The organism is Bradyrhizobium sp. JYMT SZCCT0180, assembly GCF_018130165.1.
GTDB lineage: Bacteria > Pseudomonadota > Alphaproteobacteria > Rhizobiales > Xanthobacteraceae > Bradyrhizobium.
In genome coordinates this window covers 1-14,866 of record NZ_JAFCLZ010000044.1, presented here as the reverse complement: position 1 = coordinate 14,866, position 14,866 = coordinate 1, and the positions used below count along the sequence as shown (strand labels likewise).

At 63.6% G+C, this 14,866-nt stretch carries 14 protein-coding genes; 6 read left to right on the top strand and 8 right to left on the bottom strand.

All coding sequences use genetic code 11. The features are described 5' to 3' along the window. Positions 1–164: 164 nt before the first annotated feature. The 3 genes from JQ641_RS37615 to JQ641_RS37605 form a co-directional block, all read right to left on the bottom strand. Positions 165–332, bottom strand: a complete 168-nt coding sequence (locus tag JQ641_RS37615) for a hypothetical protein (RefSeq protein ID WP_212002374.1) — start codon at positions 330–332, stop codon at positions 165–167. Between the two features lie 94 nt (positions 333–426). Further along, positions 427–1,983 (bottom strand): hypothetical protein, encoded by a 1,557-nt coding sequence (locus JQ641_RS37610; protein ID WP_212002373.1) that lies wholly within the window; start codon positions 1,981–1,983, stop codon positions 427–429. A gap of 91 nt (positions 1,984–2,074) precedes the next feature. Next, on the bottom strand, positions 2,075–3,091 hold the full coding sequence (locus JQ641_RS37605) for a hypothetical protein (protein WP_502755035.1): 1,017 nt from the start codon (positions 3,089–3,091) through the stop codon (positions 2,075–2,077). Positions 3,092–3,340: 249 nt separating this feature from the next. Here JQ641_RS37605 and JQ641_RS37600 point away from each other — a divergent pair, with 249 nt between their 5' ends. From JQ641_RS37600 to JQ641_RS37590, 3 genes are all read left to right on the top strand, one after another. After that, positions 3,341–3,715, top strand: a complete 375-nt coding sequence (locus JQ641_RS37600) for a Crp/Fnr family transcriptional regulator (RefSeq protein ID WP_212002369.1) — start codon at positions 3,341–3,343, stop codon at positions 3,713–3,715. Further along, positions 3,712–4,524: an MBL fold metallo-hydrolase gene (locus tag JQ641_RS37595; RefSeq protein WP_212002367.1), complete on the top strand. Its 813-nt coding sequence runs from the start codon at positions 3,712–3,714 to the stop codon at positions 4,522–4,524. The genes JQ641_RS37600 and JQ641_RS37595 overlap by 4 nt, the downstream gene beginning before the upstream one ends. Positions 4,525–4,771: 247 nt before the next feature. Further along, positions 4,772–5,383, top strand: coding sequence for a glutathione S-transferase family protein (locus tag JQ641_RS37590; RefSeq protein WP_212002365.1), 612 nt, complete (start codon positions 4,772–4,774; stop codon positions 5,381–5,383). A 122-nt stretch (positions 5,384–5,505) separates the two neighbouring features. Here the strand turns inward: JQ641_RS37590 and JQ641_RS37585 are convergent, their stop codons facing one another. The 3 genes from JQ641_RS37585 to JQ641_RS37575 are packed head-to-tail and all read right to left on the bottom strand — an operon-like array spanning position 5,506 to position 7,523. Then, entirely contained in the window at positions 5,506–6,006 is a 501-nt protein-coding gene (locus JQ641_RS37585) for a TPM domain-containing protein (protein ID WP_212002363.1), read from the bottom strand. Beyond that, positions 6,007–6,891 (bottom strand): TPM domain-containing protein, encoded by an 885-nt coding sequence (locus JQ641_RS37580; RefSeq protein ID WP_212002361.1) that lies wholly within the window; start codon positions 6,889–6,891, stop codon positions 6,007–6,009. Between the two features lie 20 nt (positions 6,892–6,911). After that, positions 6,912–7,523: a LemA family protein gene (locus tag JQ641_RS37575; RefSeq protein ID WP_192736620.1), complete on the bottom strand. Its 612-nt coding sequence runs from the start codon at positions 7,521–7,523 to the stop codon at positions 6,912–6,914. A gap of 198 nt (positions 7,524–7,721) precedes the next feature. Between JQ641_RS37575 and JQ641_RS37570 the strand changes: the two genes are divergently transcribed. Genes JQ641_RS37570 through JQ641_RS37560 form a run of 3 tightly spaced genes read left to right on the top strand, consistent with a single transcriptional unit; the run spans position 7,722 to position 10,933 of the window. After that, entirely contained in the window at positions 7,722–8,573 is an 852-nt protein-coding gene (locus tag JQ641_RS37570; protein ID WP_212002359.1) for an enoyl-CoA hydratase, read from the top strand. A 5-nt stretch (positions 8,574–8,578) separates the two neighbouring features. Continuing rightward, the gene (locus tag JQ641_RS37565) at positions 8,579–9,724 is read left to right on the top strand and encodes an acyl-CoA dehydrogenase family protein (RefSeq protein ID WP_212002357.1); all 1,146 of its coding nucleotides are present in this window, start codon (positions 8,579–8,581) and stop codon (positions 9,722–9,724) included. A gap of 12 nt (positions 9,725–9,736) precedes the next feature. Further along, positions 9,737–10,933: an acyl-CoA dehydrogenase family protein gene (locus JQ641_RS37560; RefSeq protein ID WP_212002355.1), complete on the top strand. Its 1,197-nt coding sequence runs from the start codon at positions 9,737–9,739 to the stop codon at positions 10,931–10,933. 6 nt (positions 10,934–10,939) lie between these two features. On the opposite strand, the gene JQ641_RS37555 is transcribed toward JQ641_RS37560, so the two are convergent. Together JQ641_RS37555 and JQ641_RS37550 are read right to left on the bottom strand one after the other, a co-directional pair. Beyond that, entirely contained in the window at positions 10,940–11,812 is an 873-nt protein-coding gene (locus JQ641_RS37555; RefSeq protein ID WP_212002352.1) for a division plane positioning ATPase MipZ, read from the bottom strand. Positions 11,813–12,055: 243 nt separating this feature from the next. After that, positions 12,056–14,380: a xanthine dehydrogenase family protein molybdopterin-binding subunit gene (locus JQ641_RS37550; protein WP_212002344.1), complete on the bottom strand. Its 2,325-nt coding sequence runs from the start codon at positions 14,378–14,380 to the stop codon at positions 12,056–12,058. Positions 14,381–14,866 lie beyond the last annotated feature (486 nt).

The following is a 14,866-nucleotide window of genomic DNA, read 5'->3' as shown; positions in this document are numbered from 1 at the left end:
CGAATCATTCGACTCACGGTTCCGCAAACAAAAAAACACGCCAGATCACATAGATTCACAGCCTCTGAGGTGCGAGCGCAGCGAGCCTCGAAAGATGAATCGGCCACAGCCGGGCCGTCGTCCTTCGAGGCGCGCAAGAGCGCGCACCTCAGGATGACGGGACCTCACCGGTTGAACCAGGCCCACGCGATGCCAAAGACGATCACACCGGCAATGACCGTGACCGCGATCGCCCAGGTGCTGACGCGGACGTTGCTGACGACCTCGCGTTTGGCTTCGTTCTCCGCGATCTCGCGATTCCGCTGCCTGTTCTCCTGGTCGGAAGAGCTCATCGCCGGTCCCCGCTCGGTTGGTCATTGCCGGCATCCTAGCATCAAACGATGACGGCGCATCGGTGCTCATGCCGCTGCCAGGGCAGAAACCTGCCTAACGGCTTTTCACAAAACACATGCCGATGCGTGCGTTCTTGCCGCTGACCTGACAGGCCAGTCCCTCAGCGCAGGTCCAGGCACGGAAGCTCGCATCGTTGCTGCCCGCAGTATTGCCGGGAGCGTAGCAATGCGCTCCCCAACCATCGCTATATTCGGTCCCCACCAACTCCGTGCTGCCGCGCAATTGCGGGCGGTTGGCAAAGCCCCGCGAATAATCCGGCGCCTTGCCGTCCCGCACTGCGGTGAGGACGTCACGGCGGCGAACCTGATCGCCGAAGAAGTGCGGCGACGCCGGAACGACCGTTGAATTGGAAGGATTGACCGCCATCCAGTCGACGCCGGGAAAATGAAATCCGCCGATGCCGCGCGTTTGGTGGCACCCGGAACAGGTGACATCGTTCAGCCGCCGCTCAAAGCCGCCGGCCGAGCGGATGTTTTGCAACTTCATACCGCCGGCCGCGGCCTTCTTCAGCGCCGTGACGACGTCGGCTTCGCTGAACACCGCCTTGGCCCCCTCGCCCTGCATCAGGCCGAATTCAGGCTGCAGGTCGGACGCGTCAAATCCGACCGGCGTTGCGGCAATCGCGCCGTTGGCAAGAAACTTTTCCGGGATCAGGACCGTGCCGCGATCGAACTCGGCGAAGTGTTTGGGATCGAGCAGCCATGACTTGAACTCGCGCCCGAGCGCGTCGTCAGCGAGAATTCGGTCACGGTCGATCTGGTTCTCCATCGGCGCTTCCCGAAATTCGCGCGCCGCGGCGTCATAGCGAAACACCTTCAGCAGGTAATCGGTACGAAAATCCCGCACCGCCGATTTCGGCGCATGCGCGATCTGAAGGTTGGTCTCGATGCGATCGATGTTTTCGTAGCCGAGCAGATCGAGCGGACCGTTTTCTTCCAGCAGCCTTTCCGCGAGCGGCGCGCCGGTCAGCGACAATTCGCCTGCGGAGAGCCATCGCTTTGCGATTTCAGAACAGGTGACGGGTTTGCCGTCACGATTGATCCCAAGGCCGCCCTTGGCTTTCAGCACGAGATTCAGCGTCATTGGCAAACGGGGCAGAATTGCCTTGTCGTCGGTCCCTGGCGTTTTCATTCGCGTCAGCCGGTAGATCAGCCGGATATCGCCGCAGCTGGCCTCGTCGACATAGGCGCGGTCCATGCGGTTGACGATGCCCGCCAGCACGAAACGGGTATCGCCGGAATCAAGCTGGGTGCGGTCGAACAGTTGAAAGGCAAAGCCATCGCCGACGCCGATGGCCTCGCTCGGCAGGCTCCTTTTGTGTCGCACAATGTAACGGTCGAACTCGGCGTCGATCGCCTGGCGGACCGGGACCATCGACGGCAGGGTGAATAGCTGGGCGCTCGTGAGCGGAATATTCGCCGACCGCTCCGGCCACAACAGACGGCCGATGCCGAACCTGCCGCCGTCGAGTTCGCGCAGCGCCAGGGGATCCGTTATCGCGGTCCCACGCTCCAGCGTCGCGGCGGACGCCGGCAATGCGCCGCACACCAGGGCGAACAGGGTGACAAGAAATCGCAGCGCACGGCTCATGCCCTCACTAACACCGCGCGAAGTGGCCTATTCAAGCAAAAAGGCGCTTCACATCCCGGTGAAGCGCCTTCGTCATTCAGATTGCGCGGAATCAGCGGGCGACGATCAGGCCCTTGCTGGTCACGACCACCCACCTGCCGTCCTGCTTGCGGATGGCATCGATGCGACCGAGACCGGGGACGGGATCGCCGGCATAGACTTCAAAGATGCCCTGGCGGCCTTCGATCAGCGCGCTGCCATTGGCGGCGTCACGGAGCACCCAGCCGTCCACGGTCGGCAGCCGTGCAATCTCGGGCTTCGGCGCGGGCAGCGGCACCGCCGCGGTCGTTGCGGGCGGCGACACCGTTCCCGTGACGTCCCTTGCGGCGGCCGGCGTTGCGGCGGCGAGGGGCGCGGGTGCAGCAGCTTGGGCGCGGAGTTTTTCGACGGCCTCGCTGAGCTTGGCGAGCTTGGCGGCCGGCTCGGCCTGCGCCTTCTCGACCTTGTCGAGGCGATCGCTGGTCTTGTTGAACTGGCTCACCCCGGTTTTGGAGGTGTGCTCGACGCTGGCCTTCAGCGCCAGGATATCGGCATCGATCCGCGCCACCGAGGCTTCGAGCGCACTGTTGTTGTTCACGACGGCGGAATTTCCGGCCATCACGTATCCAAGGCCCGCGGTTGCGAGCGAGCCACCGAGCGCACCGGCCACCGTCGCCAGCGCCACCACGGCTGCCATCGCCGACATCCTGCGCTTGCCGGACGCCCCTTCGGCTGCAACGGCCTCCGGCTTCGCATCGGCTTCGTCGCCGCTCCACGCGCGCTCGCCGGGCGACATGATCAGCAGCTTGCCGGGAATCCGCGGCGATTCAACTTTCGGAGCTTCAGACGCGGCCGCTTCGACCTTCGCCGGTTCAACTTTGGTCGCTTCAGGCTTGGAAGCCTCGACCCTGGGAGCTTCCACTTTGGGCGCGTCCGGCTTGGGAGCGGTTTCTACCTGGTCGGGCGCCAGCATCGGAGACGCGATCGCCGCCGTCACCGGCTCTTTGGCTGCGGACATGTCGGGAGCGGCCGGCCCGGCGCCGACGGAACCGGTTTCACCGCTGGTGGCCTCGGACTGCTGTTCGCTCACGTTCAATTCTCCAGAATGGGTTGACCTTTTGGTAACTTTTATTGCTTGCGAAATCGTTACCGGGTTCCGCCTTACCGAAATTTAAGAGGGTCATCCGGGCCGGTTTGCGGCCGCAAGTTGACGGCGGCGCGGCCGGCAATTCCGTCCCTCGCCTATGTTGCCCTGCGGCAATTCCGACAGCTCCGTTTGCGCCCGTTCATTTACCGACTAACATGGCCCGACCATCCAGCCAGAAGGCAGGAGGCCGCCATGACCATCGAAAAATGCATCAACGAGTTTGATGTCGATGACGTCATTTTTGAGGAAGGCTCGACCGGACGCGAGCTGTACGTCGTGCTCGACGGCAAGGTCGAGATCGCCAAGGTTAACGGCGCCAGCAAGACCATCATCGTTACGCTCGGCAAGGGCGAGTTCTTCGGCGAGATGGCCGTGATCGACGGCTCGTCCCGCTCAGCGACCGCGATTGCCGCAGAGGCGCACACCCGCGTGATGCGGATCAACCACGCCCGCTTCGTCTACCTGGTCAGCCAGCAGCCGGCGTTTGCGCTGATGATCATGGATGCGCTCAGCAAGCGGCTGCGCGCCTCGAACGCGATCACGTTCAAAGCCGCGGCCAATCCATGAGCGAGCGCAGGCCGAGCCCATTCAAGACCCTGCTCGAAAGCGACGTCTGCACGCTGATCGAGGCGACCGAGGACGTCTACCAGATCCGCTTCAAGAACCGCGCGGCGAACGCCTATCTGGTGCGCGGCAGCTCGCGGACCATCATGATCGATGTCGGCTTGTCATCTAACTATCCGCATCTGCTGAAATGTCTGCAACACGTCGATTGTCCACCCGAGAAAATCGACATGGTGGTGCTGAGCCACGAGCACCTCGACCATATCGGCGCCGCCTATCACTTCAATGGCCGCGCCATCATCGCCGCGCATCGGCTGGCCGCCAACAAGATCATGCTGCGCGACGATTTCTCGATGCTGCGCAAGATGTTCAACGAACCGAATATCCCGATCAATGTCGACATCTGGCTAGAGGAAGGCAATCTGCTCGACCTCGGCAATTTCCGCCTCAACGTAATGCACACGCCCGGCCATACCTCGGCCTGCATCACGCTGTTCGACCAGGACAAGGGCCTGTTGTTCGCCTCCGACACGCTGATGCCGGGCGGCGTGATGGGCGGCGTGTTCGGCTCCGGCAGCATCGCCGACTATATCCAGTCGCTGGAGCGGCTGAAGGGGTTGAACTCGAAGATCCTGCTGTCCGGCCACGGCCGCCTTTCCGACACGCCGCAGGACGATGTACGGGTCGCCATTCAACGTTCGCACAATTTGCTGTCCGACACCGCGCAATTGTTCGATGCGCTGGATGCGCGCTCGAATTTCGAACCGATCATGCAGTCGGTGCGCGACCTCAACAAGCTGGACGACGGCTAGAGAAGCTGCTGGCCTCATGGTTCGAGACGCGCGAAGACGCGCTCCTCACCATGAGGGTCTCAGACCTCATCCCCGCGTGAGCGTAAGCTCATCGCTGGAGGAGCGGCGTAAGCCGCGTCTCGAAGGATGAAGCCACCGAACTATCGCGACGGCGCGGGTGTGATCCAGCCATTTGACAAAATCCGTAGCGGCCTGTTCAACGGCAGCAACTATGACGCCTCCAAGAGGCACAGGGAGAGAGGGCACGATGAAGTTTTACGACTCGGTTGGACCAAACCCGCGCATTGTCCGCATGTTCATGGCGGAAAAGGGCATCGAGATGCCGAAGCAGACGGTCGACCTGCGCAAGGGCGAAAACCGCGAGGCCGAGCATTTGAAACGCAACCCGCACGGCCAGATGCCGGCGCTTGAACTCGACAATGGCAGCTATCTCTCGGAAGTTCTCCCGATCTGCGAATATCTCGAGGAGAAGAATCCAGCGCCTGCGATGATCGGGACGACGCCGGAAGAGCGCGCCGAATGCCGGATGTGGGCACGCCGCGTCGATCTCAACATCTGCGAGCATCTCGCCAACGGCTTTCGCTTCGGCGAGGGTCTGAAGCTTTTCGAAAAGCGCATCCTCTGCGCGCCCGAAGCCTCGCCCGGCCTGAAGATGATCGCGGCCAACCGCCTGCAATGGCTCGACGGACAGATGGCGGGCAAGGACTATCTCTGCGGCAAGCGCTTTACGATGGCCGACATCCTGCTTTATTGCTGGCTCGATTTCGGCGGCACGGTCGGTCAGCCGCTGGATCAAAGCAACGGCAATATCGTGGCGTGGATGGCGAGGGTTGCGGAACGGCCGTCAGTGAAGGCGTAGACGTTCAACACGCACCGTCATTCCGGGGCGCGCGCAGCGCGAGCCCGGAATCCATTGACCCACATACACTGTTGCCCAATGGATTCCGGGTTCGATGCTTCGCATCGCCCCGGAATGACGGCTTAAATCACCACCGGCGCATCCGGCAGTTCGTTACGGCCTGCACCCGTGGCTGGGAAATGCGCCGCCAATTGCCGCGACACGGCCTCGATCCCCTTGATCACGCCGCGCTCAAACTTACCCGCCCGAAACTCCGTTTCCATCTCGACGCAGATTTTCTCCCAGCCGGCGGTGCCGACATGGGCGTGGATGCCGCGGTCGGCAACGATTTCAACGTCGCGGTCGGCGAGCAGGAGATAGATCAGCACGCCATTGTTGTGCGCGGTGTCCCAGATCCGCAGTTGCGAGAAAACATCCAGCGCGCGTTCCCGCGCCGGCTGGTTCCGGAACAGCGGCGCGCCGTCGAGCGCGCCCTCGACGACGAAGCGGACCTGGCCGGAATGCGTGGCCTCGCCCGCCCTGATCGCCGCCTCGATCGCGGCCAGCACTTTTGGTGGAAAGTCGCGCCTCTCTCGCCAGCGGTGCTGCAGAAGATGCCTGCCAATGCGTTTGATATCTGCCATCTACCAGCTCCCCGACGCGCCGCCGCCGCCGAAACTGCCACCCCCGCCGCCGCTATCGCTGGAGCTGCCGCTCGAACTGCCTCCGGACCAGGAGCCGCCGCTGCTGCCGCCTGACCAACCGCCGCTGCTCCCTGGCGTCGACGACACAATGGTGTCGCTGAACAGCACGAAAAACACCGCGATCAGCCCCGCGAATATGGCTGCGGCCAGCGAGCCGAACAGGAACCAGGCGATCAGCATCACCACGCCGCCGCCGACGCCCGCGCCGACCAGCCGCCCGAGCATGGTCCGCATCAATCCGCCGAACAGGAACACTGGAATCAGGAGGAACGGATTGAACATCGCATCGACGTCGAACAGCCCTGTCTGATCTTGCCAATGCGGCGGCTGCGGCTCCGGCAGTTTCTCGCCATCGATGATCCGGATCATCTTGTTGAGACCGGCCGAGACGCCGCCGGCGAAATCGCCGGACTTGAACTTCGGCGTGACCTCCTCGTCGATGATGCGCTTGGTGGTGACGTCGGTCAGCGCGCCTTCGAGGCCGTAACCGACCTCGATGCGAAGATGACGATCGTTCTTGGCGATGACGAGCACGGCGCCGTCGTCGACCTTCTTGCGGCCGATCTTCCAGGCTTCCGCCACCCGGAGCGAGAACTGCTCGATCGCCTCGCCGTCCGTGGTCGGCACGATCAGCACCGCAATCTGGCTGCCCTTCCGCGCCTCGAAACTTCGAATGGTCTGGTTCAGCGAAGCGATATCGCCGCTGGTGAGCGTCCCGGTCTGATCGACCACGCGCCCGACGAGCGGCGGCACCGTGACGACGGCCAGGGCTGAAGCAGCCCAGAACACGAGCAGCGCAAGAATGGAAGCTCTTGCAGCATTCATTGCGATTGATCTTTGATCCGCTACTTCGCGGGCGCGGCCGGTGTCGGATTGAAATCCACCTTCGGCGCCTTGGAGATTTCCCGCTCGTTCTCGACCGCGAAGTTCGGCTTTTCCTTGTAGCCGAACATCATCGCCGTCATGTTGTTCGGGAAAGTACGGATACCGACATTGTAGTCCTGCACCGCCTTGATGTAGCGGTTGCGCGCTACGGTAATGCGGTTCTCGGTGCCTTCGAGCTGCGCCATCAGATCCTTGAACAGTGCATCGGATTTCAGCTGCGGATAGTTTTCGGTCACGACCAACAGGCGCGACAGCGCGCTGGAGAGTTCACCCTGGGCGGCCGTGAACTTCTGGAACGCGGCGGGATCGTTCAGCACCTCGGGCGTCGCCTGGATGCTGCCGACCTTGGCGCGGGCGTTGGTGACCCCGAGCAGCACGTCCTTTTCCTGCTGCGCAAAACCCTTCACCGAGTTGACGAGGTTGGGCACGAGATCAGCGCGCCGCTGGTACTGGTTCACCACCTCCGACCAACCCGCCTTGACCTGCTCGTCGGTGGTCTGGATGGCGTTGTAGCCGCAATTGGTCAGGCTCAGCGTCGCCAGCGCCGCCAGCACGGTCCATAATCTGCGCATAAAACACTCCCGGTATTATTTCGTGTCACGGTATCAGAGTGTCGTGCTTTCACACAATCATTCCGGGGCTGGGCCTCATGGCCCATCCCGGAATGACGGCGGTGATTGAATGAACTTCGGGCCGCTTTCGTTCCGATGGCTCTTGCCTATCGTCAGCTGAAATAGTCACATGGCCGCATAATAATAACGGGAGGGCCCATGACCGCATTCGAAACCATCGTCGTGGAGCGGCCAGAGCCGCGCATCGCGCGAATCGTGATGAACCGGCCCGAGGCGCGCAACGCGCAGAACCTGCAAATGACCTACGACCTCAACGCGGCCTTCGATGCGGCCGTGCAGGACGACGCGGTCAAGGTCATCATCCTCGCAGGAAGCGGCCCGCATTTTTCCGCCGGGCACGATCTGCGCCCGGGCAGCAAAAACGAAGCCGGGGTGGATTTTCCGCCGGTCGGAAATTGGGGCGGCTTTGCCGAACCAAATGCCCATGGCCGCTTCGCCCGCGAGCAGGAGATCTATCTGCAGATCACGCGGCGCTGGCGCAATCTGGCGAAGCCGACCATTGCTGAAGTGCACGGCAAATGCATCGCCGGTGGCCTGATGCTGGCCTGGGCCTGCGACATGATCGTCGCCAGCGCCGATGCCGAGTTCTGCGATCCCGTGGTCACCATGGGCGTCTGCGGCGTCGAATGGTTCGTGCATCCCTGGGAACTCGGCCCGCGCAAGGCCAAGGAATTGCTGTTCACGGCGGATACCTGGAGCGCGGACGAAGCGCACCGGCTCGGCATGGTCAACCACGTCGTGCCGCGCGCGGAGCTTTCCTCGTTCGTGATGGCGCTGGCGCAGAAGATCGCGGCGAAGCCATCGTTCGCGCTGAAGCTGACCAAGGAGGCCGTCAACCGCTCGGTCGACGTGATGGGACAGCCCGCGGCGATCGAACAGGCGTTCGCGCTGCATCAGCTCTGCCATGCGCATAATCTTCAGGAATTCGGAATGGTGGTGGACCCCGCGGGCCTGCATCCCTCCGTCAGGAAATCAGCGGCAACGAAGTAGATCACATGGACCTGACCTTGAGCGACGAGCAGCGGCTGCTGCGTGAGAGTGCCGAACGTTTTGTCAGCGAGACTTACAACGCCGACCATCGCCGCCGGGTGGCGAACGATCCGCTCGGCTTCAGCGCCGAAATCTGGAAACAGTTCGCCGAGCTCGGCTGGCTGGCACTGCCGATCGCCGAGGACCATGGCGGGCTTGGCGGCGGCGCGGTCGAGATCGGGATCCTGATGGAAGCCTTTGGTCAGGGACTGGTGTCTGAACCCTATCTCTCGACGGTGGTGATTGGCGCAGGGCTGATCGGTGCATGCGGCAGCGAGGCGCAGAAGCAGGCGCTGTTGCCCAAGGTCGCCGACGGTTCGCTGTATCTGGCGTTCGCGCATTCTGAACGCGTGGCGCGGTTTAACCTTGCCGAAGTCTCGACGACGGCCTGGAAGACGCCCAACGGCTGGCGCATCGATGGCAGGAAGACCGCGGTGCTCGACGGTAATGCCGCCGGGCAGATCATTGTTTCGGCGCAGGTCGCCGACGACAATGGCGTAGGCGACCTCTGCCTGTTCCTGGTGCCGGCGGAGGCGGCTGGTCTCACCAAGCGCGATTTCCCGCGGCTCGGCGGCGGGCGCGCGTGCAACCTCGAACTTCGCGGCGTTCACGTGGGCGCCGACGCCCTGCTCGGCGACGGCAGCGATGCGCTGCCTGTTATCGAGGCCGTGGTCGACCGCGCAATGGCCGCACTCGGCGCGGAAGCCGTCGGCATCATGCAGACGCTGCTGGATCAGACCCTCGAATACACCAAGATTCGAAAACAGTTCGGCCGGCCGCTGTCCGCCAATCAGGTGATCCGCCATCGGCTCGCCGACATGGCGATGAACTGCGACGAGGCCCGCTCGATGGCGCTGCGCGCCGCGCTGATGATCGATGCCGAACCGGTCGCGCGAGGGCGCGCCGCTTCGGGTGCCAAGGCCAAGATCGGCAAATGCGCGCGCTTCGTCGCTGAGCAATCCGTGCAATTGCACGGCGCGATGGGCGTCACCGAGGAGCTCGACATCGGTTCCTACTTCAAGCGGCTGCTCGCCTTCGACACGCTGTTCGGCGGCAGCGCCCATCATTATCGCCGCCACGCCGCCCTCGGCGGCCGAACCGTACAAAGCTAGCGGGAGCGCACCATGGATCTCACCTTCAGCGCCGAGGAGCGCGCCTTCGAACGGGAAGTCCGCGATTTCATCGCGCAGAATCTGCCGGCGGAAATGAAGCACGCGCAATCGCTGACGCCATCTGTGTTTTCCGATCCGGATATCGGCATCGCCTGGCAAAAGGCGCTGCACGCCAAGGGCTGGGGCGCGCCGGGATGGCCGGTCGAACATGGCGGGCCGGACTGGACGCCGGCGCAGCGCTGGATTTTTGAGGCCGAATGCGCCCGTGCCGGGGCGCCGAATGTCAATGTGATGGGCGTCAAGATGGTCGGGCCCGTCATCATCGGCTTCGGCTCGCCGGCGCAGCAGAATTTTTATTTGCCGCGGATCCGCTCCGGCGAGGATTACTGGTGCCAGGGCTATTCCGAGCCCGGCTCCGGCTCCGATCTCGCCTCGCTGAAGACGCGCGCGGTGCGCGACGGCGACGACTACGTCATCAACGGCACCAAGATCTGGACCACCCACGCCCATCACGCCAACCGCATGTTTGCGCTGGTGCGCACCAACGAAACCGAGCGGCAGCAGGACGGCATCTCCTTCATCCTGATCGACATGAAGAGCCCGGGCATCACGACACGGCCGATCCTCACGATCGGCGGCGACCACGAGGTCAACCAGGTATTCTTCGACGACGTCCGCGTGCCCGTCGCCAACCGGGTCGGCGAGGAAGGCAAGGGCTGGACCTACGGCAAATATTTGCTCGAGTTCGAACGCGGCTCCGGCATTGCCTCGGCCAAATTGCGCGAGGCGCTGAAGACGGTGTCCGACCTCGCCGAATCCGACGCCACCGGCCGCGCCATCGACGATCCCGATATTTCGATGCGGATGTCGGAGATCGAAGTCGATATCGACACGCTTGAGATGACCGAGCTGCGGGTGCTGTCGGCGCTGCAGACCGGGCAGAATCCTGGCGCGGTGTCGTCGCTGCTCAAGCTGCGCAACAGCGAGATCCGCCAGGCGGTGACGCGGCTCGGTGTCGATGTGATCGGCCATGACGGGCTCTATGTCGAGCCGATGCGGCCGTTCTACAAGCTCAACGAGGCGCCGGGAATTCCTGAGGAGATGCTGCCGGTGGTGCCGGAATATCTCAACAGCCGGGCGTACACGATCTTCGGCGGCTCATCGGAGATCCAGCGCGACATTATCGCGAAGATGGTGCTGGGGCTCTAGGGACGATCAAGCCACTTCCTGCCTACGGCCCACAATCTCGTGGGCCGTAGCGGCGTTGCCCAATCCGATCGCGGTGAGCAGCTTCAGCATCTCCAGCCGCGCGGTGACATGCGACATTGTGGGGCGGCTGCCCAGCGTGATCTCGTCGAGATCATCGACCGCGGTCAGGCCCCGCGGATAGAATTCGCGGAATATCACGCGTTCGGCGAGGCCGTCGATGCAGCGGAAGTTCAGCCGTTGTGACAGCTGCTGGATGCTCTCGCCCACGAGGCGCTTGTTGCGCGAGCCGAGCGTGGAGAGGCGATTGCGCAGCACGATCCAGTCGGTGACGCCGAGATAGCGCACGCGGCGCCTGCCGCGCGCTTCCTCCACCATCTCGGCATAATGGCTGGTGCCGGTGACGCGGAAGGTTTCGGGATCGACGGTGCCAAGCACGTCGAGATCGACGAAGCTGTCATTGAGCGGCGTGATCAAGGTGTCCGCCATCGCATGCGCGACGTGCGTCAGATAATCGTCGTGGCCGGGGGTGTCGATGATGACGACGCCGTAGCGGCCGGCGAGCGTTTCGACGGTCTTCTCCAGCGCCCGGCAACCGGCGGCCTGTTCGTCGGCCGAGGGGTAATCGAGTTGCTGGAAGCAGAAATGCTGGGGCATGCCGAGCTCGCGGCCGACATGACGCGCCCAGGCGCGCCGGTTCTCGATGTGATGGGTGAGGCTTTTCTGCCTGGTATCGAGATCGATGGTGGCAACCGCCTGGCCCGACTTGATCAGGGCGATCGCGATATGCATGGCGACGGTGGATTTTCCCGACCCGCCCTTCTCGTTGCCGACGACGATCACACGAGCAGACAGCGCCCGCATCGCACCTTCAATCGACATCGGATCGCCCCCGAGAGTCTGATTACGTTCTTGCTTCTTGCAGGGCTCATTGGGCTTGATTCGGCGGACTCCTGCAACCGTGAGGGGTGTTGATTTTTGAGGCGTGCTGCTTTGAGTCGCACTCCGAAGGCGGACGCTACTAGTCGCCATGCCCGGGCTTGTCCCGGGCATCCACGTCTTTGGTGTCCAAGCAAGCAAGGCGTGGATGGCCGGGACAAGCCCGGCCATGACGGGGTTCTACGATTACACCCCCGCCCTCGCATCCCTGATCGCCTGCCAGACCTTGGCCGGCGTCAGCGGGGTGTTGAGCTGCTTGATGCCGAGCTCGCTGAGCGCATCCATCACGCCGTTGGTGATGCAGGGCGGGCCGCCGATGGCGCCAGATTCGCCGCAGCCCTTGGCGCCGAGCGGATTGGTGCGGCACGGCGCGGAATCATCCAGCGTCACCTCGATCGGCGGAATATCGTCGGCGCGCGGCACGCAATAATCCTGATAGCTCGCGGTCAGGAGCTGGCCTTCCTCGTTGTAGGACACGCCTTCGTACAGCGCCTGCCCGATGCCCTGCGCGACGCCGCCATGCACCTGGCCGGTCACCAGCATCGGATTGACGGCGATGCCGACGTCGTCGACCGTGGTGTAGCGTACCACTTTGCTGACGCCGGTTTCCGGATCGATCTCGACCTCGCAGATGTGCGTGCCGTTCGGCCAGCTCGGGCCGTCGACTTCACCCTCGCTGTCGACGCTGAGCCGCGCGCCGTCTTCCTTCTTGGCGATCTCGAACAGGCTGATGCGCCTGTCGGTGCCGACCACGGTGAGAAAGCCGTCGCGGTACTCGATGTCCTCGACCGAGGTCTCCAGCACATTGGACGCCTTCTCGCGCGCCTTGTTGATCATGTCGTTGGTGGACACCGCCACCGCCGTGCCGCCGACGAACAGCGAGCGCGAACCGACGGAGCCGAAGCCGGTCGCAAGATCAGTATCGCCCTGCACGACGTCGATCTTGTCCATGGAGATGCCGAGCGTATCCGACACCATCTGGGTGTAGGTGGTCTGCAGGCCCTGCCCCATCGCCATGGTGCCGGAGTGCAGGATCATGCGGCCTTCGGCCGTCGCGTGCAGCGAGACCTTTTCGGTGTGCGCGCGCCCGCCGGTCCATTCGATGTAGCTGGTGAGGCCACGGCCGTAGAGCAGGCCTTTTTTCTTCGCGGCCTTCTTGCGCGCGTTGAAGCCGTCCCAGTCGGCGAGGTCGGAGGCGCGCTGCATCATGTGCGCGAACGCGCCGGAATCGTACACCTGGCCGGCGGCGTTGGTGTAGGGCAATTGCGCGGGCTTGATGTAATTGACCTTGCGGATGGCGCGCGGGTCCATGCCAATCTGGCGCGCTGCGGCGTCCATCAGCCGCTCGACGATGAAGACGGCCTCCGGCCGGCCCGCGCCGCGATAGGCGCCAACCGGCGCGGTGTTGGTCATCACGGATTTGACTTCGAAATGCACCAGCGGCAGATCGTAGACGCCGGTCTGCACGAACGGCCCAAGCACCAGCGGGATGATGTTGCCCGCGCCGCTAGAGTACGCGCCGGTGCCGCCGATCGAGCGCACGCGATAGGCCAGCACGCGGCCCTTGGCGTCGAGCGCGAACTCGCCGGTCGAGGTCAGATCGCGGCCATGGGTGCCGCCGACGAATTCATCGGTGCGGTCGCCGCGCCAGCGGATTTTCTTGCCGAGCTTGGTCGCGGCATACGCCACCACGCCGTCTTCCGGATACAGGCTGGTCTTCTGCCCAAAACCGCCGCCGATATCGCCGACCAGCACGCGGACACTTTCCTTTGGCCGCTTCAGGATCGATTCGGCGAGCAGGTCGCGGGTCGAGCCCGGCGTTTGCGATTGGACGTGCAGGATCAGCCGGCCGGATTTCTTCTCGATCTCGGCAATGGTTGAGCGCGGCTCCATCGCCGACGGAATAAGCCGCTGGCTGACCAGATCGAGCGACACGGTATGCGCGGCACTGGCGAAGGCCGCTTCGACCTTGGCGGCGTCGCCATAGCTCATGGCGCCGACGATGTTGTCGGGCGCTTCGGGCCACACCACAGGCGCGCCCGGCTTGACCGCCTCGACGGGATCGACCACCGACGGCAGCACCTCGTAATCGACCGCGATCGCTTCGGCGGCGTTCTGCGCCAGCACGCGCGAGGTCGCAACCACAGCCGCGACCGGCTCGCCGGCGAAGCGCACGATCTCATGCGCCAGCAGCCGCCGCGGCGGCACCGTCATCGGCGACCCATCCGGCCGCTTGAAGATCGCCAGCGTCGGGATGGTGCCGATATCGTCCCTGACCAGGTCGGCGCCGGTATAGATGGCTTCGACGCCCGGCAGCCCCGCCGCGGCCCTGGTATCGATCGAGACGATTTTGGCGTGGGCATGGGGCGAGCGCAGCACATGCAGCCACAGCGCGCCCTCCTCCGGCCTGTCGTCGATGAACTGCCCCTTCCCGGTGAGCAGTCTCTGGTCTTCCAAACGCTTGACCGGCTGGCCCGCACCAAAACGCATATTGCCGGGAAGAATGTTCATTCAGTTGGTCCTTCGAGCTTCTTTGCAAAGTTGGGCGGGTTTTAGCGGATGGATTGGTGTGAGCCAACCCTATTGGAAGCGCCTGAGAAATGGGCAATGCTGTCATGCACTGCGGCTCCAAAAGTGGTGTCGTCCTCCGCGAAAGCGGGGGACCCAGTACGCCGCGGCCTCTCGATGCAATCATGAGCGTCTCTGGAATACTGGATCGTCCGCCTGCGCGGACGATGACACCTGAATATGTATTAGTGATCTCGCGACGCATTGCGCCCGAGCTTTGCTATTGAACTTCCCGCCCTCTCATTCAGAGGGCGCAGGGAAGGCCGGGTGCGCGCTGCACCCGCGGTCCCGTGTGCGATTGTGCATAAGAATGCTGCACACGAGCATACAGGGCAGCGGAGAACACCCAGCCTTCCCTGCGCAATGGCTTTACGGCTTATAACGCGCTCTCCCCGGTGAGACGGCCTCTATTGCCACCGTCGCCCCTCG